Source organism: Streptomyces griseicoloratus, from assembly GCF_014534645.1.
Classification (GTDB): Bacteria; Actinomycetota; Actinomycetes; order Streptomycetales; family Streptomycetaceae; genus Streptomyces; species Streptomyces griseicoloratus.
The window spans coordinates 92,842-109,693 of the sequence record NZ_JACVQF010000234.1 but is presented as its reverse complement, the minus strand read 5'-3'; the positions used below and the strand labels follow the sequence as shown (position 1 = coordinate 109,693).

The 16,852-nt window shown below is 71.5% G+C and carries 16 protein-coding genes and 1 tRNA gene; 7 read left to right on the top strand and 10 right to left on the bottom strand.

The genetic code is table 11. The features are described from left to right. Positions 1-35: 35 nt before the first annotated feature. Together H0H10_RS35460 and nth are read right to left on the bottom strand one after the other, a co-directional pair. Positions 36-725, bottom strand: a complete 690-nt coding sequence (locus tag H0H10_RS35460; protein WP_188185291.1) for an NUDIX hydrolase — start codon at positions 723-725, stop codon at positions 36-38. 52 nt (positions 726-777) lie between these two features. After that, positions 778-1,983: an endonuclease III gene (gene nth, locus H0H10_RS35455; RefSeq protein WP_309141969.1), complete on the bottom strand. Its 1,206-nt coding sequence runs from the start codon at positions 1,981-1,983 to the stop codon at positions 778-780. A 368-nt stretch (positions 1,984-2,351) separates the two neighbouring features. On the opposite strand from nth, the gene H0H10_RS35450 reads away from it, so the two are divergent. Beyond that, positions 2,352-3,026 (top strand): Crp/Fnr family transcriptional regulator, encoded by a 675-nt coding sequence (locus H0H10_RS35450; protein WP_030422469.1) that lies wholly within the window; start codon positions 2,352-2,354, stop codon positions 3,024-3,026. A 58-nt stretch (positions 3,027-3,084) separates the two neighbouring features. Here the strand turns inward: H0H10_RS35450 and H0H10_RS35445 are convergent, their stop codons facing one another. The 5 genes from H0H10_RS35445 to sp36 all read right to left on the bottom strand — a co-directional run bounded on the left by H0H10_RS35445 (position 3,085) and on the right by sp36 (position 7,426). Then, entirely contained in the window at positions 3,085-3,930 is an 846-nt protein-coding gene (locus tag H0H10_RS35445; RefSeq protein ID WP_188185290.1) for an MBL fold metallo-hydrolase, read from the bottom strand. Continuing rightward, positions 3,927-4,856, bottom strand: a complete 930-nt coding sequence (locus H0H10_RS35440; protein ID WP_188185289.1) for an NUDIX hydrolase — start codon at positions 4,854-4,856, stop codon at positions 3,927-3,929. The genes H0H10_RS35445 and H0H10_RS35440 overlap by 4 nt, the downstream gene beginning before the upstream one ends. Before the next feature lie 117 nt (positions 4,857-4,973). Continuing rightward, positions 4,974-5,969: an alpha/beta fold hydrolase gene (locus H0H10_RS35435; protein ID WP_188185288.1), complete on the bottom strand. Its 996-nt coding sequence runs from the start codon at positions 5,967-5,969 to the stop codon at positions 4,974-4,976. Positions 5,970-6,800: 831 nt separating this feature from the next. Next, on the bottom strand, positions 6,801-7,268 hold the full coding sequence (locus H0H10_RS35430; RefSeq protein ID WP_188185287.1) for a RidA family protein: 468 nt from the start codon (positions 7,266-7,268) through the stop codon (positions 6,801-6,803). After that, a complete protein-coding gene (gene sp36, locus H0H10_RS35425; protein WP_003975360.1) occupies positions 7,265-7,426 on the bottom strand; it encodes a Sp36 family protein in 162 nt (53 codons plus the stop codon). Before sp36 ends, H0H10_RS35430 begins: the two co-directional genes overlap by 4 nt. Before the next feature lie 106 nt (positions 7,427-7,532). Here sp36 and bagA point away from each other — a divergent pair, with 106 nt between their 5' ends. Beyond that, complete coding sequence (gene bagA, locus H0H10_RS35420) at positions 7,533-8,510, top strand: ATPase BagA (RefSeq protein ID WP_188185286.1); 978 nt, start codon at positions 7,533-7,535, stop codon at positions 8,508-8,510. Further along, complete coding sequence (gene bagB, locus H0H10_RS35415) at positions 8,507-9,982, top strand: ATPase BagB (protein WP_223180920.1); 1,476 nt, start codon at positions 8,507-8,509, stop codon at positions 9,980-9,982. Before bagA ends, bagB begins: the two co-directional genes overlap by 4 nt. A gap of 18 nt (positions 9,983-10,000) precedes the next feature. On the opposite strand, the gene wblA is transcribed toward bagB, so the two are convergent. Further along, the gene (wblA, locus tag H0H10_RS35410; RefSeq protein ID WP_188185285.1) at positions 10,001-10,339 is read right to left on the bottom strand and encodes a transcriptional regulator WblA; all 339 of its coding nucleotides are present in this window, start codon (positions 10,337-10,339) and stop codon (positions 10,001-10,003) included. Positions 10,340-10,799: 460 nt separating this feature from the next. On the opposite strand from wblA, the gene H0H10_RS35405 reads away from it, so the two are divergent. Beyond that, entirely contained in the window at positions 10,800-13,070 is a 2,271-nt protein-coding gene (locus H0H10_RS35405; RefSeq protein ID WP_188185284.1) for a transglycosylase domain-containing protein, read from the top strand. Positions 13,071-13,171: 101 nt separating this feature from the next. On the opposite strand, the gene H0H10_RS35400 is transcribed toward H0H10_RS35405, so the two are convergent. Then, positions 13,172-13,636, bottom strand: a complete 465-nt coding sequence (locus H0H10_RS35400; protein WP_188185283.1) for a GatB/YqeY domain-containing protein — start codon at positions 13,634-13,636, stop codon at positions 13,172-13,174. Positions 13,637-13,780: 144 nt separating this feature from the next. Here H0H10_RS35400 and H0H10_RS35395 point away from each other — a divergent pair, with 144 nt between their 5' ends. The 3 genes from H0H10_RS35395 (at position 13,781) to H0H10_RS35385 (ending at position 15,719) form a co-directional block, all read left to right on the top strand. Further along, positions 13,781-14,707 (top strand): metallophosphoesterase, encoded by a 927-nt coding sequence (locus H0H10_RS35395; RefSeq protein WP_188185282.1) that lies wholly within the window; start codon positions 13,781-13,783, stop codon positions 14,705-14,707. Positions 14,708-14,822: 115 nt separating this feature from the next. Then, positions 14,823-15,575: a Pr6Pr family membrane protein gene (locus tag H0H10_RS35390; RefSeq protein ID WP_188185281.1), complete on the top strand. Its 753-nt coding sequence runs from the start codon at positions 14,823-14,825 to the stop codon at positions 15,573-15,575. Positions 15,576-15,645: 70 nt separating this feature from the next. After that, a tRNA-Pro gene (locus H0H10_RS35385) sits at positions 15,646-15,719 on the top strand. 144 nt (positions 15,720-15,863) lie between these two features. On the opposite strand, the gene H0H10_RS35380 is transcribed toward H0H10_RS35385, so the two are convergent. After that, complete coding sequence (locus H0H10_RS35380) at positions 15,864-16,727, bottom strand: hypothetical protein (RefSeq protein WP_188185280.1); 864 nt, start codon at positions 16,725-16,727, stop codon at positions 15,864-15,866. Positions 16,728-16,852: the final 125 nt, after the last annotated feature.

Genomic DNA, 16,852 nt, shown 5'->3' with positions numbered 1-16,852 from the left:
GTCCCCCGGGAAAGCACAGTACGGCGCCCAGCCTGTCATGAGCGCCAGTCCAGCGGGACCTGCCTGTCTCCGTCCCAGGGCCGCTCCCAGCCCGCGAAGTGCAGCAATCGGTCGATGACTCCGGCCGTGAAGCCCCACACCAGGGCCGATTCGACCAGGAATGCCGGGCCGCGGTGGCCGCTGGGATGGACCGTGGTGGCCCGGTTGGCGGGGTCCGTGAGATCCGCCACGGGGACCGTGAAGACCCGGGCAGTCTCGTTCGGATCGACGACGCCGACCGGGCTGGGCTCGCGCCACCAGGCCAGCACCGGTGTGACCACGAAGCCGCTGACCGGGATGTAGAGCTTGGGCAGGATGCCGAAGGGCTGCACGCCGGCCGGGTCGAGCCCGGTCTCCTCCTCGGCCTCCCGCAGGGCGGCCCGCAGCGGTCCGTCGCCCTGCGGATCACCGTCCTCGGGGTCGAGGGCGCCGCCGGGGAAGGACGGCTGGCCCGCATGGGACCGCAGGGAGCCGGCCCGCTCCATGAGCAGCAGCTCGGGGCCCCGCTCGCCCTCGCCGAACAGGATCAGTACGGCGGACTGCCGCCCGGCGCCGTCGGCCGGCGGCAGGAAGCGGCTGAGCTCGCGGGGCTGCACCGTGTCCACGGCACGCACCACCGGCTCCAGCCAGCCCGGCAGGCCCTCCTTGCTCAGCACCACGCCCTGTGTGTCGCCCGCGCGCCTCATCGCCACCCCCGTTCTGCCGTGTCCAACGCCCGACGACCCCGAGATCGTTCCGTCATCCGGCCCCCAGCGGCGGGGCCGCCTTCCCGCCGGCGTCCAGATACGCCTGCGGGGGATTCAGACGCTGGCCGGGGAAGCCGCCCTTCTCGTACTTCAGCAGCTTCCGGGCCTTCTCCGGGTCCGTCTCGCCCTCGCCGTACGCCGGGCAGAGCGGGGCGATGGGGCAGGCGCCGCAGGCGGGCTTGCGGGCGTGGCAGATGCGGCGGCCGTGCCAGATCACGTGGTGCGAGAGGTCCGTCCAGTCGCTCTTGGGGAAGAGCGCGCCGACGGCGGCCTCGATCTTGTCGGGGTCGGTCTCGTCGGTCCACCGCCAGCGGCGCACCAGGCGCTGGAAGTGCGTGTCGACGGTGATGCCGGGGCGGCCGAAGGCGTTGCCGAGCACGACGAAGGCGGTCTTGCGGCCGACTCCGGGCAGCTTGACGAGGTCTTCGAGCCGGCCGGGGACCTCGCCGCCGAAGTCCTCCGTCAGGGCCTTGGACAGCCCTATGACCGACTTGGTCTTGGCCCGGAAGAACCCGCAGGGGCGGAGGATCTCCTCGACCTCCTCGGGGTTGGCGGCGGCCAGGTCCTCGGGGGTGGGGTACTTCGCGAAGAGGGCGGGGGTGGTCTGGTTGACCCGCAGGTCGGTGGTCTGGGCGGACAGCACCGTGGCCACCAGCAGCTGGAAGGGGTTGTCGAAGTCCAGCTCCGGGTGGGCGTACGGATAGACCTGCGCCAGCTCGCGGTTGATGCGGCGGGCGCGGCGGACCAGGGCGGTGCGCGACTCGCCGCCCGGCGGCTCGGCGGCGACGGTCTTCGCCGGGGCGAGGCCCTTGACGGCGGCGGTGGCCTTCTTGGGCGCGATGGTGACCTTTTTCGGGGGCGCCGACTTCTTGACGAGCGGCGCCACCGACCCGGCGGGGGCGCGCTTGGCGGACGTCCGCTTGGCGGGGGCGCTCTTCTTGGCCTGGGAGGCGCTCTTCTTGGCGGTGGGCGCCTTCTTGGCAGCAGCGGCTTTCTTGGCGGGGGCGGCCTTCTTCTCGGTGGCCGCCTTCTCGGTGGCCGCCTTCTTGGCGGGAGCCGCCTTGCCTGCGGGAGCTGCCTTGCCGGCGGACGCCGTGGACGCCGGCTTCTGCGCGGCGCCGGTCTCCTTCTCCGCGGCGCCGGTCTTCGCGGCGCTCGTCCTCGCGGCGGCGCTCCTCTTCGAGGCGCTTTCCCTCACGGCACCCTTCTCCCCGCCCGCCCCCTTTGCAGACGTTGCCCCTTTTGTCTCTTTCGCCGTTTTCCTACCGCCATCGGGACCCTGTTCGCCCATAGCGGAATCGCGACGTACAACCACCCGCCCAGCTCCCTCGGCCTGTGCTCTCACCGGCGATTTGGACACCCGGCCAGCCTACGGCCCGGCACCGACATCCGCCCCGGACCCTGAAGATCGGCGTCCAATTGGACCCCTGCCGCGTACCCCGGGACACCAGTGCGGCATCCTTGTGACAGATCACACTGTTTGGACTGTCCGGCAAAATGGGCACCACGGTCCCCTGGTAGACGGGGGAGCAAGATCCCCTGAGCAGGTCGACAAGGAGAGAACTCGTGGACGACGTTCTGCGGCGCAACCCGCTCTTCGCGGCGCTCGACGACGAGCAATCCGCGGAGCTCCGCGCCTCCATGAGTGAGGTGACCCTCGCCCGCGGCGACTCACTGTTCCACGAGGGCGACCCCGGTGACCGCCTCTACGTGGTCACGGAAGGCAAGGTCAAGCTCCACCGCACGTCCCCCGACGGCCGCGAGAACATGCTGGCCGTCGTCGGTCCCGGCGAGCTGATCGGCGAACTGTCCCTCTTCGACCCGGGCCCGCGCACGGCGACCGCCACCGCGCTGACCGAGGTCAAGCTGCTCGGCCTCGGCCACGGCGACCTCCAGCCCTGGCTGAACGTCCGCCCCGAGGTCGCCACCGCGCTGCTGCGGGCCGTCGCGCGCCGGCTGCGCAAGACCAACGACGCCATGTCCGACCTGGTCTTCTCCGACGTCCCCGGTCGTGTCGCCCGCGCCCTGCTGGACCTCTCCCGCCGCTTCGGCGTGCAGTCCGAGGAGGGCATCCACGTCGTGCACGACCTCACGCAGGAGGAGCTGGCCCAGCTGGTCGGTGCCTCCCGCGAGACGGTCAACAAGGCGCTGGCCGACTTCGCCCAGCGCGGCTGGCTCCGCCTGGAGGCCCGCGCGGTGATCCTGCTGGACGTGGAGCGACTGGCCAAGCGTTCCCGCTGATCCCGGCAGGTTTCCGCCGATCCCGGCAGGTTCCCGCTGACCCCGGCGGGGCCGGGAGCTACGGGGTCGAGCCCTGGATGAGCCCGTGCTCGCTCAGGTACTCCAGCTGCGCCCGCACCGACAGTTCCGCCGCCGGCCACAGTGAGCGGTCGACGTCCGCGTACACGTGGGCGACGACCTCGGCCGGGGTCCGGTAGCCGTTCTCCACGGCCGTCTCCACCTGGGCGAGGCGGTGCGCGCGGTGGGCGAGGTAGTACTCGACGGCCCCCTGGGCGTCGTCCAGCACGGGACCGTGGCCCGGCAGCACCGTGTGCACCCCGTCGTCGGTCGTGAGCGACCTCAGCCGCCGCAGGGAGTCCAGGTAGTCGCCCAGGCGGCCGTCCGGGTGCGCCACGACCGTCGTACCGCGCCCGAGGATCGTGTCCCCCGTCAGGACGGCCTGGTCGGCGGGGAGATGGAAGCACAGCGAGTCCGCGGTGTGCCCCGGCGTCGGTACGACCCTCAACTCCAGGCCGCCGACCCGGATCACGTCTCCGGCGGCCAGCCCCTCGTCGCCCAGCCGCAGCGCCGGGTCCAGCGCCCGCACCTTCGTACCGGTCAGCTCGGCGAAGCGCGCGGCGCCCTCCGCGTGGTCCGGGTGACCGTGCGTCAGCAGAGTCAGGGCGACCCGCTTGCCCGCCTGCTCGGCCGTGTCGACGACGTGCCGCAGGTGGGCATCGTCCAGCGGGCCCGGGTCGACGACGACGGCCAGGTCCGAGTCGGGCTCGGCGAGGATCCAGGTGTTCGTCCCGTCCAGCGTCATCGCCGAGGCGTTGGGCGCGAGGACGTTCACGGCCCGTGGCGTGGCGGGCCCGGAGAGGACCCCGCCACGCGGCTGGCCGGGCAGTGCGCTTGCGTCCGTCATGCGGGGGCTCCCCCGGTCGAATCGGTTGCGGTTGGGGTTGGGGTTGCGGAAGAGGTGGGGGTTGGGCCGGCGGTGGCCGGGACGTGCTTGGTGAACTCGTCGTGGCCCGGCCACGAGAGCACGACCTCGTCGTCTTCCAGGCGCGCCTCGGCCAGCACCGGGGTCATGTCCCGGCCGGGTGCCGCCGCGAGCGCCTCTGCCGCCGTGCCGTACGCCGTCAGCGCGCGCAGGGTCGCGATGGTCGGCGGCATCATCAGCAGCTCGCCCTTGTCGTAACCGGCCGCCGCCTCGGCCGGGGGGATCCACACCGTGCGGTCGGCCTCCGTCGAGGCGTTGCGCGTGCGCTGGCCCTCGGGGAGGGCGGCGACGAAGAACCACGTGTCGTAGCGGCGTTCCTCGAACTCCGGGGTGATCCACCGGGCCCAGGCGCCCAGCAGGTCGGAGCGCAGGACGAGGCCCCGGCGGTCCAGGAACTCCGCGAAGGACAGCTCCCGGGCGACCAGGGCCGCGCGGTCCGCCTCCCAGTCCGCGCCCGTGGTGTCGCCGACCACCGAGCCGGCGGTCGGGCCGGCGAGCAGGACGCCCGCCTCCTCGTACGTCTCCCGGACGGCCGCGCAGACGATCGCCTGGGCGCCCGTCTCGTCGACGCCGAGCCGGTCCGCCCACCACGCGCGCGTGGGGCCCGCCCAGCCGATGTCACGGTCGTCGTCGCGCGGGTCGACCCCGCCGCCCGGGTAGGCGTACGCGCCCCCGGCGAACGCCATGGAGGCGCGTCGGCGCAGCATGTGGACGACGGGCCCCGTGCCGGTGTCCTTCAGGAGCATCACGGTCGCCGCACGCTTGGGGGTGACCGGCGTGAGGGTGCCGGCCGCCAGCGCGCGGATGCGGTCCGGCCACTGAGGGGGATACCACTGCCCATTCGCCATGGCCGGAGGCTATCCGGTGACGGGCGGATGTTCGAGTGGCCCCTGTGCCCGGCCGGGTGCCTGTCGGGTCCCTGTCGGGCCCCGGTCAGGCCCCGGCCAGGCCCGGGTCGGTGGCGGTCACGAGGGAAGGGCGGCCAGCCAGTCGGTCAGCAGCCGGTTCGTCTCCTCGGGGCGCTCCTGCTGGAGCCAGTGACCGCAGCCGTCGAGCAGGTGGGAGGCGGTCAGGCCGGGCAGGGTGGTGGGGTACGCCGCGATCGCGTCGGCCAGCCAGGTGGTGGAGGCGTCCAGGGCGCCACCGAGGAACAGGGACGGCTGGGTGACGGGGGCGCCGTGGTGGTCGGCCAGGTCGGCCCAGTCCCGGTCCATGTTCCGGTAGCGGTTGAGGGCGCCGGTCAGTCCGGTGCGTTCGAACTCCCCGGCGTAGACGTCCAGGTCCCGCTCGGTGAGCCAGGACGGGAGCCGGCCGGCGGGGAACCGGTCGCGCAGCGTGCCGCCGCGGGAGACGAAGTGCGGGTCGGGGGCGCCGGGCGCGGGCATGGTGTCGGCGGACAGGGCGGCGTAGAACCCGGCGAGCCAGCCGCGCACGTCGGGCTCGATCTCGGCCTCGGCCCGGCCGGGCTCCTGGAAGTAGGAGACGTAGAACTCCTGTTCGGCCGACTCGCCGCCCATGCCGGCGAAGACCTCGCTGGGCCTCGGGCCGCCGGGCGGGGTGTACGGCACGCTCAGCAGGCCGACGGCGCGGAAGACGTCGGGTCGCAGCAACGCGGAGGTGGCGGCGACGGTCGCGCCCCAGTCGTGGCCGACGATCACCGCGGAGCTCTCGCCCAGGGCCTCCACGACGGCGACGTTGTCCGCGACGAGATCCAGCATCCGGTACGCGTCGACCGCGTCGGGCCGGGAGGAGCGCCCGTAGCCGCGGACGTCGATCGCGGCGGCGCGGAATCCGGCGGCGGCCAGTGCGGGCAGCTGGCGGCGCCAGGAGTACCAGGACTCGGGGAAGCCGTGGACGAGCAGGACCAGGGGTCCCGTGCCCTGTTCCACCAGGTGGGTCCGGCCGGCCGGTGAGGGCACCAGGCGGTGGACGGCGTGGTCGGTCGCGGGCGGCTGGGGCATGGCTCCTCCGTGCAGGTGCGGTCGGTCCGGTGCCGCTCCGGCGGAACAGCGCCGACGACTGCCGGCTCCGCACGGGGCACCGTCGGCGATCCTGCGGCGGCCGGGACGGTGGGGGCGAGGTTTGTTGCCGACCTGGCAACGATCCCGGCGGCCGGCCGTCGCGCCCGGGGCCGACGGCCGGTCCCACGTGCCGGCCGGACCGACGGGGCCGACGACGGGTGCCGGGTGCCGGCCGGACCGACGGGGCCGGCTGCGGCACGGGAGCATGGACGGCCGTCCACACCGGGCCGACGCCGCCTGCGACCGTGCGGCCGACGGCACCCCTCGTGGGCGTACGGACGCCCCGACTGTGAGGCTTCCGCTGTGGACGGCCGGGCGAGGACCGCGCTGAGCGCGCGTGGACCGGCGATCGAACGCGCGGACACGGCACCACCGCCGCCTCCGCGCGCGTGACGCCGATGACAGCCGCCCCCAGCGCGCGTACGGCACCGGCAACCGCGGTCCGCGCGCGTAGGACACCAACAACGCCCCCAGCGCGCGTACGGCGCCGACAATGGCCCCGCGCGCGTACGACACCGACAACGGCTCCCGGGCGCGTACGCACCGGCAACCGCGTCCGCGCGCGGACAGCGCGACGTCCCCCCGCGGGCGCATCCGCAGGACCACCCCTGCACGCGTACGGCGCGACGCCCCAGTCCAGGCGCCCCGGCGCGCACGGACAGCGTCAGAGGCTCCCTGCGGGCACGCAGCGGCTCTCCTCGGCCGCGGGCGGCCCGATCACCGGCCGCGCACGCGGCCGGCAGCACGCCCCCGTACGCCTGGCCTGCGGCTCTACGCCTGGGTCAGCTCCACCTGGACCTCGACCTCCACCGGCGCGTCCAGCGGCAGCACCGCCACGCCGACGGCGCTGCGGGCGTGCACGCCCTTGTCGCCGAGGACCTCGCCGAGGAGTTCGCTGGCGCCGTTGATCACGGCCGGCTGCCCGGTGAAGTCGGGCGCGGACGCGACGAAGCCGACGACCTTCACCACGCGCGCGATGCGGTCCAGGTCACCGGCGACGGACTTCACGGCGGCCAGGGCGTTCAGCGCGCAGGTGCGCGCCAGGTCCTTGGCCTCCTCCGGCGTGACCTCGCCGCCCACCTTGCCGGTGACGGGGAGCTTGCCGTCGACCATGGGGAGCTGGCCGGAGGTGTAGACGTAGGGGCCCGACTGCACGGCCGGCTGGTACGCGGCCAGCGGCGGGACGACCTCCGGCAGGCTCAGCCCGAGTTCGGCCAGCTTGGCCTCGACCGCGCTCACGCCTGCTTCTCCCGCTTCAGGTAGGCCACGAGCTGCTCGGGGTTGTTCGGCCCGGGCACGACCTGGACGAGCTCCCAGCCGTCCTCGCCCCAGGTGTCCAGAATCTGCTTCGTGGCGTGGACGAGCAGCGGCACGGTTGCGTATTCCCACTTGGTCATGCGGCCGACTCTAGCCGCTGCCCGGGGCCCGTCCGACGGCCGACCGCACCCGCGTTGTCCACAGCCTCTCGCGTGGCCCGCACCCGGACTGGTTACGCTCGAAGACGTGAGCAGGCTCCAGGTCGTCAGCGGCAAGGGCGGAACCGGCAAGACCACGGTGGCCGCGGCCCTAGCGCTGGCCCTCGCCACCGAGGGGAAGCGCACGCTTCTCGTCGAGGTCGAGGGCCGCCAGGGCATCGCGCAGCTCTTCGAAACGGAGGCGCTGCCTTATGAGGAGCGAAAGATCGCCGTCGCTCCAGGGGGCGGGGAGGTGTACGCCCTCGCCATCGACCCCGAACTGGCCCTTCTGGACTACCTCCAGATGTTCTACAAACTGGGCAGCGCCGGACGCGCCCTGAAGAAGCTCGGTGCCATCGACTTCGCGACCACCATCGCACCGGGCCTCAGAGACGTCCTGCTGACCGGCAAGGCGTGCGAGGCGGTGCGGCGCAAGGACCGGAACGGACGGTTCGTGTACGACTACGTCGTCATGGACGCGCCCCCCACCGGCCGCATCACCCGGTTCCTCAACGTCAACGGCGAGGTGGCCGGGCTCGCGAAGGTCGGCCCGATACACAATCAGGCGCAGGCCGTGATGCGCGTGCTGAAGTCACCGGAGACGTCCGTGCACCTGGTGACACTGCTGGAGGAGATGCCGGTCCAGGAGACCGTCGACGGTATCGCCGAGCTGCGCGGGGCGCGGCTCCCGGTGGGCCGGATCGCCGTCAACATGGTCCGGCCGGAGGTGCTGGACGCCGACGCGCTGGAACTCGTACGGAGCACACCGCGTACGGCCCTCGCGCGGTCCCTGTCCGGGGCCGGACTCGGCGGTGCGCGGCGGGGCGGCCACGCCGAGCGGCTGGTGGACCCGCTGCTGGAGCAGGCCGAGGAGTACGCCGCGCGGTACACGCTGGAGCAGGAGCAGCGCGCCGTGCTGGGCGAGCTGGGCCTGCCGCTGCACGAACTCCCGATGCTCGCCGAGGGCGTGGACCTGGCGGGCCTTTACGAACTGGCCACCGAGCTGCGGAAGCAGGGGATCGCATGAGTCCGGACGGGACCCAGGCCCAGACCCGGCCCCAGGGCAAGGACCGGCCCCAGGGCAAGGCCCGCGCCCTCGCCCAGGAGGGCGCCCGGCCACTCTCCCCCGCGCGCGTGCTCGACATCGACCCGCTGCTCCAGGACCCGGGGACGCGCATCGTGGTGTGCTGCGGCTCGGGTGGGGTCGGCAAGACGACCACCGCCGCGGCCCTGGGGCTGCGCGCGGCCGAGATGGGCCGCAAGGTGGTCGTCCTCACCATCGACCCGGCGCGGCGGCTCGCGCAGTCCATGGGCATCGACTCGCTCGACAACACCCCGCGCCGGGTGAAGGGCATCGACGACGCGGCGGGCGGCGAGCTGCACGCCATGATGCTCGACATGAAGCGCACCTTCGACGAGATCGTCGAGGCGCACGCGGACCCGGACCGGGCCGCCGCGATCCTGGGCAACCCCTTCTACCAGTCGCTCTCGGCGGGCTTCGCGGGCACGCAGGAGTACATGGCGATGGAGAAGCTGGGGCAGCTCCGGGCGCGGGACGAGTGGGACCTCATCGTCGTCGACACCCCGCCGTCCCGCTCGGCGCTGGACTTCCTGGACGCCCCCAAGCGCCTGGGGTCCTTCCTGGACGGAAAGCTGATCCGGCTGCTGACGGCCCCGGCCAAGCTGGGCGGGCGTGCCGGGATGAAGTTCCTGAACGTCGGCATGTCGATGATGACCGGCACCCTCGGCAAGCTGCTCGGCGGGCAGCTGCTGAAGGACGTCCAGACGTTCGTGGCCGCGATGGACACGACGTTCGGCGGGTTCCGCACGCGCGCGGACGCGACGTACAAGCTGCTCCAGGCACCCGGCACGGCGTTCCTCGTGGTCGCGGCCCCGGAGCGGGACGCGCTGCGCGAGGCCGCGTACTTCGTGGAGCGGCTGGCGGCCGAGGACATGCCGCTCGCCGGACTGGTGCTCAACCGCGTCCACGGCAGCGGTGCCGACCGGCTGTCGGCCGAGCGGGCTCTCGCCGCCGCGGAAAATCTTGAGGATCCCCGCATTGTGGATCAGGACGGCGGGAAAGCTGGAGTTCGTAACTCTCCCGACACGTACGGCAGTTCAGACTCTCCCGATTCCGATCCACCGGCTGACGCGGCGTCCGCGACGACGGCCGACGCGACCGATGCCACCAATGCGGCCAATGCCACCGATGCGGGCGCTACGGCCACCGAGGACGCCTCTGCGCCTGCCGGAGCTCCCGGCACACCGGAGCGATCCGTCGACCAGCTCGCGGCCGGCCTGCTGCGGCTGCACGCGGACCGGATGCACCTGCTCTCCCGCGAGCAGCGCACGCGCGATCGCTTCACCGCGCGTCACCCCGAGGTGGCGGTGACCGAAGTGGCCGCGCTGCCCGGCGACGTGCACGACCTCGCGGGGCTGCGGGACATCGGGGACCGCCTCGCGACGGGCCACCCGGAGCTGCCCGAAGCGCGCGTCTGAGGAGGAGGCCGTCCGGCCTCAGCCCACGGCCGCGTAGTTCTCGTACACCTCGTCGTCGTCGAGGGGCACGATTCCGGCCCCTCGCTCGTACTCCGTCCGCGCCGTCTCCAGCAGCCGGCGCCAGGAGGTCACGGTGGGCCGCCTGCGCAGCAGTGCGCGGCGCTCCCGCTCCGTCATGCCTCCCCACACGCCGAACTCGACGCGGTTGTCCAGCGCGTCGGCCAGGCACTCGGTCCGCACCGGACATCCGGTGCACACCGCCTTGGCCCTGTTCTGCGCTGCTCCCTGAACGAACAGTTCGTCCGGATCGGTAGTGCGGCAGGCAGCCTGCGCACTCCAGTCGGTTACCCAGCCCATACCGGCGCCGTCCTCTCCCGAATCGAGGCTCCCCCACGGCGGCAGCGGCATATTCACCGCCGCCAGTTGAGGACGTTACGGAAGGTGGGCACAGCGCAACACCCCCTTCGGGCCCAATCTTGAATGGCCCGAACGGACTATGGGTAAGCGGCAGATCACCCGGGGGAGTGAGCTGACGACATACGCGACTATCCCGGCATCGAGGTCATCTCTGCTGCGTCACAACGGACACCGAATGACACACAAGGCGGATTCGGGCACGCGTTCCACACTCCGTGACACACGCCCGCACGCACCAACGCGCCCCCTTACGGGACCCCATCGGAAAAAGTCGAGCAGATCCGGAACGATTCGGGGTTGCCGGACGTATTGATACGTGGCCTCACTGCTGTGACAGTTGAGAGCAGCTTAGGCCAAGGCATATACGCGTGTCCGGCGAATGAGAACGTAGGCTGCCTCCATGCCAAAGAAGCGCTCGGGCGGTGGTCTGTCGCCAACGCAGCAGGCCGCCAAGTTCCTCGGTGTCAGTGTGCTCGCGGGAGCCGTCCTGGCCGGTATCGCGTTGCCCGCGGTGGGCGCGCTGGGGCTGGCCGCCAAGGGTTCGGTCGAGAGTTTCGACGAACTGCCCGTCAGCCTGAAGACTCCCCCGCTGAGCCAGCGCACCACCATCCTCGACGCCGAGGGCGGCGCCATCGCCACGGTCTACTCCCGTGACCGCACGGTGGTGGGCCTCAAGGACATCTCGCCCTACATGCAGAAGGCGATCGTCGCCATCGAGGACTCGCGCTTCTACGAGCACGGAGCGGTGGACCTGAAGGGCGTACTGCGCGCGCTCAACAAGAACGCACGCAGCGGCGGCGTCTCCGAGGGCGCGTCCACCCTCACGCAGCAGTACGTCAAGAACGTCTTCGTCGAGGAGGCCGGCGACGACCCGACGAAGGTCGCCCAGGCCACCCAGCAGACCCTCGGCCGCAAGATCCGCGAACTGAAGCTCGCGATCCAGGTCGAGGAGGAGCTGGGCAAGAAGAAGATCCTGGAGAACTACCTCAACATCACCTTCTTCGGCCAGCAGGCCTACGGTGTCGAGGCGGCCTCCCAGCGCTACTTCTCCAAGCACGCCAAGGACCTCGACCTCCAGGAGTCCGCCCTCCTCGCCGGCCTCGTCCAGTCGCCCACTCGCTACGACCCGATCAACGACGAGGCCGAGGCCACCAAGCGGCGCAACATCGTGCTGCAGCGCATGGCCGACGTCGGCGACATCTCCCAGGCGGACGCCGACAAGGCCAAGGCGGCCCCGCTCGACCTGAAGGTCAGCCGGCCCAAGAACGGCTGCATCACGGCGGTCAAGGGCGCCAGCTTCTTCTGCAAGTACGTGGAGAAGGTCTTCCTGCGCGACCCGGTCTTCGGCAAGACCCGGGAGGAGCGCGCGAAGATCTGGAACCAGGGCGGCCTGACCATCCGTACGACCCTGGATCCGCAGGCCCAGGAGTCGGTGCAGGACTCGCTCAAGAAGCACGTCTACAAGTCGGACCCGGTGGCCGCGGCGACCACGCTGGTCGAGCCGGGCACCGGCAAGATCGTCGCCATGGGCCAGTCGAAGCCGTACGGCTACGGCAAGAACGAGACCGAGTACAACTACTCGGTCGACGCGGCCTACGGCGGCTCCAACTACGGTTTCCCGACCGGTTCGACGTTCAAGCCGTTCGTGGCCGCGGCCGCGCTGGAGCAGGGCGTGCCGGCGACGAAGGAATACTCGTCGCCGTACGACATGCCGTACCCGAGCCCGGTGCAGACGTGTGACAGCAGTCCCTGGGTCAACACGAGCGGTGAGAAGGTCGAGAACGAGAACGAGTCGGAGGTCGGCCCATACCGCATGAGGGAGGCGATGGAGAAGTCGGTCAACACCTACTTCGTCCAGATGATCTCCGAGATCGGTCTGTGCCCCGTGGTCGGCATGACCGACAAGCTGCACGTCCGGCAGGGCAACGGCGACAAGCTGCCGCAGACCCCCTCCATCGCCCTCGGCTCGATCGGCATCTCTCCGCTGACGATGGCGAGCGCCTACGCGACCTTCGCCTCCCGCGGCATGTACTGCTCGCCGATCGCCATCGAGTCGATCACGCAGAAGATCGGCAACAAGCGGAAGTCGCTGGAGGTCCCGAAGTCGACGTGCTCGCGGGCCATGTCCGAGAAGACCGCCGACAGCATCAACACGCTGCTGCAGGGCGTGGTCGACTCCGGTACGGGTCAGCAGGCCGGTCTCAGCGACCGCGACAACGCCGGTAAGACGGGTACGACGGACGAGCGGAAGAACGCCTGGTTCGTCGGCTACACGCCGAACATGTCGGGCGCCGTCTGGGTCGGCAGCGCCACCCAGCAGGTCAAGATGAAGAACATCACGATCGGCGGCGTCCCCCACTCCCTCGTCTTCGGCGGCGCGGTCCCGGGTCCCATCTGGAAGGACGCCATGACGGGCGCCCTGTCGGGCAAGGATTCCCCGTCCTTCAACCTCGTCGACATCCCGGAGGACGACAAGGACAAGGACAAGGACAAGGAGAAGGGCCGCGGGGACGAGGACGGCGGGGACGACGGCGACAACGGTGACGACGGCGGCGAGGGCGGGCTCATCGGCGGCCTGATCGACGGCGGCACCGGCAACGGCGGCACGTTCGGCGACCTCTTCCAGGGCCAGGGCAACGGCGGGAACGGCAACGGAGGACGGCGCGGCTGAGGCCCCCGGCCCTCCGGGACCGACGACGAAAACGGCCGGCGGCCCCCTTCCCGGATCGGAAGGGGGCCGCCGGCCGTTGTGGACGTCTCCGCGACCGCGGCTCAGCCGGCGAGCAGCTTCTTCACCGCGGCGGCGACCCGGCCGCCCTCGGCCTGACCGGCCACCTTCGGGTTCACGATCTTCATGACGGCACCCATGGCGCGCGGGCCCTCGGCACCGGCGGCCTTCGCCTCCTCGACGGCCTGGGCGACGATCGCGTCCAGTTCCTCGTCGGACAGCTGCTTGGGCAGGTAGGCCGCGAGCACCTCGCCCTCCGCCTTCTCCCGCTCGGCCTGCTCGGTGCGGCCGCCCTGCGCGAAGGCCTCGGCCGCCTCACGGCGCTTCTTGGCCTCACGGGTGATCACCTTCTGCACCTCGTCGTCGGAGAGCTCGCGCTTCTCCTTCCCGGCGACCTCTTCCTTGGTGATCGCGGTGAGCGTCAGCCGGAGCGTCGAGGAGCGGAGCTCGTCGCGCTCCTTGATCGCGGCGTTGAGGTCATCCTGCAGCTTCGACTTGAGCGTGGTCATGGGAGTGATTGTCGCAGGTGTCACAGGAGGGGCGCCTGCAGATTTCGTGGCGCGGCGCGCGGGACCGCCGCTCCCTCGCACCACCGGCCCCGTCGGCGGGCACGTGGCGTCGGCACTGTCCACCGCTTCTGACACGATGGACGCATGCGCGCGCGATACAAAGTCCCCCTGGGAATCGCGGCGGTTGGCGCCGCCGGTCTGGTCTACGCGGCGGGCTTCGAGGCCCGCTCCTTCCGCCTGCGACGGGTGACGATCCCCGTCCTGCCCTCCGGGATGCGCCCCCTGCGCGTGCTCCAGGTCTCCGACATCCACATGGTCGGCGGCCAGCGCAAGAAGCAGCGCTGGCTGCGCTCGCTGGCAGGTCTGCGCCCCGACTTCGTGATCAACACCGGCGACAACCTGTCCGACCCCGAAGGCGTCCCGGAGGTCCTGGACGCCCTGGGCCCGCTGATGGAGTTCCCCGGCGCCTACGTCTTCGGCTCCAACGACTACTACGGCCCCAGGCTCCGCAACCCCGGCCGCTACCTGATCGAGAAGGTCCAGGGCCGCCACGGCCTGAACGGCAACCCGCCCGTCGTGGGCGCCGTCCACAACCCGTGGGAGGACCTGCGCGACGGCTTCGACGCCGCCGGCTGGCTCAACCTGACCAACACGCGCGGCACCCTGAAGGTCGAGGGCGTGTCCGTGGAGCTGACCGGCCTGGACGACCCGCACATCAAGCGGGACCGGTACGAGGAGGTGGCCGGCGGCCCGTCGAGCGCCGCCGACTTCTCGATGGGCGTGGTCCACGCCCCCTACCTGCGCGTCCTGGACGCGTACGCGTCCGACGGCTACCCGCTGATCCTCGCCGGCCACACGCACGGCGGCCAGCTGTGCATCCCGTTCTACGGCGCCCTGGTCACCAACTGCGACCTGGACACGGACCGCGTGAAGGGCCTGTCCACCCACACGGCCCAGGACCGTACGGCCTTCCTCCACGTCTCGGCGGGCTGCGGCACGAGCCGGTACACGCCGGTACGTTTCGCCTGCCCACCGGAGGCGACACTGCTGACGCTGGTGGGGCGGGAGTAGGCCGGGCGCGGCGGGGCGGGAGCAAGCGGGGTCGCCTCCGGTGGACATGGGACGGGGATAACCCGCACGGCCCACCCATATCGCCCGTTTTGTCCGGTCTGCCTAGCGTGAGGCCATGACAGCTCCGATACCCAGGGACATCCCGGACCTCCCCGCGGTTCCGGGACGCCCCACGCTGCTGCACTCCCCGGTCCCGGCCACGGCCGTCGTCACGCCCGTACGCCTTCCCCTGGCCGCCGGGTTCCGCCTGCTGACGGCCGTGCTGGCCGCGGCAGGCGTGGTGATCGAACTGGCCCTCGCCGACTCCCCCACCCGGGCCCTGAGCCACTTCACGATCCAGAGCAACATCCTGCTGGCCCTGGTCCTCGCCCTCTCGGCCCGCCGCGCCTGGTCCGCCCGCCGGCCCCTGCCGGCCGGCCTGACGGGCGCGGCCCTGCTCTACGTGCTCATCGCCGCCCTGGTGCACCACGTGCTGCCGTCCGACACGTCGAGCCCCTTCGCCACCCCCGGCGCCGCCGACACCGCAACGGGCCGGCACACACTCGCGAGCCACATCCTCCACACGGTGACCCCGATCGCCGCCGCCCTGGACTGGCTCCTGCTGACCACCCCGGGCCACCTGCACCTCCGCCAGGCCACCGCGTGGATGCTCTACCCCCTGGCCTACCTGGGCTTCTCCCTGGCCCGCGGCGAACTCCTCATCCCCGGCACCCAGGACCGCTACCTCTACCCCTTCCTCGACGTCGACCGGCACGGCTACAAGGGCGTCCTCGGCAACGCCCTCCTCGTGGGCCTCGCCTGCTACGCCCTGGCCGCCCTCCTCGTCGCCCTGGACCACGCCCGCCCGAGGCCGCTCCACCGGAGCTGAGAAACCGGATTTCGTCTCCGGCCCCCGGTGGGCTAAAGTAAACGACGTCGCCGCGACGAGCAGCGACAATCGGGGTGTGGCGCAGCTTGGCAGCGCGCTTCGTTCGGGACGAAGAGGTCGTGGGTTCAAATCCCGCCACCCCGACAGAGAAGTACCAGGCCAGGGGCCTGATCCGCGATGCGGATCAGGCCCCTGAGTGGTTCTCGGAGTCGCTTTGGCGCACGCCGAGCCCCGGCCACACGCAGCATGGTCTCGGCGACCGCGGTGTGATCTCGGGTCTGCGCCGGCTCAGGCTCGCAAGGTCACGCCGTGCAGGGTACGGAGCCGGGAGATCTCCCACCAGGCCACAGCCGACACCGATACCGGTCCCCCGATCAAAGCGCAGACCTGAATGAGGGGTGGGCCGGGCGGCAGTCCGCCGACCAGCAGACTGATGGCCGCGAACTCCCACACCAAGGCGCAGGTGAGGACCGCCGGCACCATGTCGTGCATGTCGGCTGTGCTGAACGCGGTACGGACCGCTGTCCGCGAGGAGAACGCCAGGAAGAGCAGGCCCCACAGCATCGCCAGCATCAGCACAATCGCGAGCAACAGATGGGGAACCTGCTCCGTACCCTCCTCGAAAGACCCCATCAGCAGGGTCAACGGCCACATCAGGATCGCCGCGAACCCGATGGCGCCGAAGTACCAGAGGACCGAGCGCACGGCACGACGCAGGCCAGCCCGCATCGCCGCCTTGTTCGCCGGTGACGCGAGGCGGAAGAGCAGTCCGACCACCGCGGGGGCGCTCAGAAGCAGCAGCCACGGCGTGATGAGCAGCCGTAGCCCGAATTGCTCCTGTGCTTGCTGCCAGTCCTCCGCTGTTCCGTACGCCGCCAGGATCAGGAAGGATGAGATGGCAGCGCTCCATGCCCTGCCCTTCTGGATGCGCTCGATCTCCGGGTCCCTGATTCGGCGACGGCTGTTTACGGGAAAGAGCTCCCGGGCCTTGTGCCGGGCCGACCGGACCAGCGGATAGAACAGCACGAACCCGAGCACGGTCTGCCAGAAGCAAGCGAGAAGGAGAAGCAGTCCGCCAATGTGGGCCCTGCGACCGCGGAGCGCGTGTTCCAGCAGCTCTCTCAGCGATGGCCACTCGTCCTGACGCAGCATCTGCCACAGGGACAAACCCGCATAGGGCTGCGGCGGCCTGGGCGGGAGCGGCGGTTGCGGACCTGCGTTCGGTCGCCATCCCGGGCGGTACGGATCCTGTCCCCCGATGGTCACGCTGACTACCT

Bases quoted from the DNA above. Each gene is read 5' to 3' on its own strand.
- H0H10_RS35440 (WP_188185289.1), bottom strand. From the start codon at position 4,856: ATGGCGAATGGGCAGTGGTATCCCCCTCAGTGGCCGGACCGCATCCGC.
- sp36 (WP_003975360.1), bottom strand. From the start codon at position 7,426: ATGACCAAGTGGGAATACGCAACCGTGCCGCTGCTCGTCCACGCCACG.
- H0H10_RS35400 (WP_188185283.1), bottom strand. From the start codon at position 13,636: ATGACCACGCTCAAGTCGAAGCTGCAGGATGACCTCAACGCCGCGATC.
- H0H10_RS35395 (WP_188185282.1), top strand. From the start codon at position 13,781: ATGCGCGCGCGATACAAAGTCCCCCTGGGAATCGCGGCGGTTGGCGCC.
- H0H10_RS35380 (WP_188185280.1), bottom strand. From the start codon at position 16,727: ATGCTGCGTCAGGACGAGTGGCCATCGCTGAGAGAGCTGCTGGAACAC.
- H0H10_RS35405 (WP_188185284.1), top strand. From the start codon at position 10,800: ATGCCAAAGAAGCGCTCGGGCGGTGGTCTGTCGCCAACGCAGCAGGCC.
- wblA (WP_188185285.1), bottom strand. From the start codon at position 10,339: ATGGGCTGGGTAACCGACTGGAGTGCGCAGGCTGCCTGCCGCACTACC.
- H0H10_RS35445 (WP_188185290.1), bottom strand. From the start codon at position 3,930: ATGACGGACGCAAGCGCACTGCCCGGCCAGCCGCGTGGCGGGGTCCTC.
- H0H10_RS35390 (WP_188185281.1), top strand. From the start codon at position 14,823: ATGACAGCTCCGATACCCAGGGACATCCCGGACCTCCCCGCGGTTCCG.
- bagB (WP_223180920.1), top strand. From the start codon at position 8,507: ATGAGTCCGGACGGGACCCAGGCCCAGACCCGGCCCCAGGGCAAGGAC.
- H0H10_RS35460 (WP_188185291.1), bottom strand. From the start codon at position 725: ATGAGGCGCGCGGGCGACACACAGGGCGTGGTGCTGAGCAAGGAGGGC.
- H0H10_RS35435 (WP_188185288.1), bottom strand. From the start codon at position 5,969: ATGCCCCAGCCGCCCGCGACCGACCACGCCGTCCACCGCCTGGTGCCC.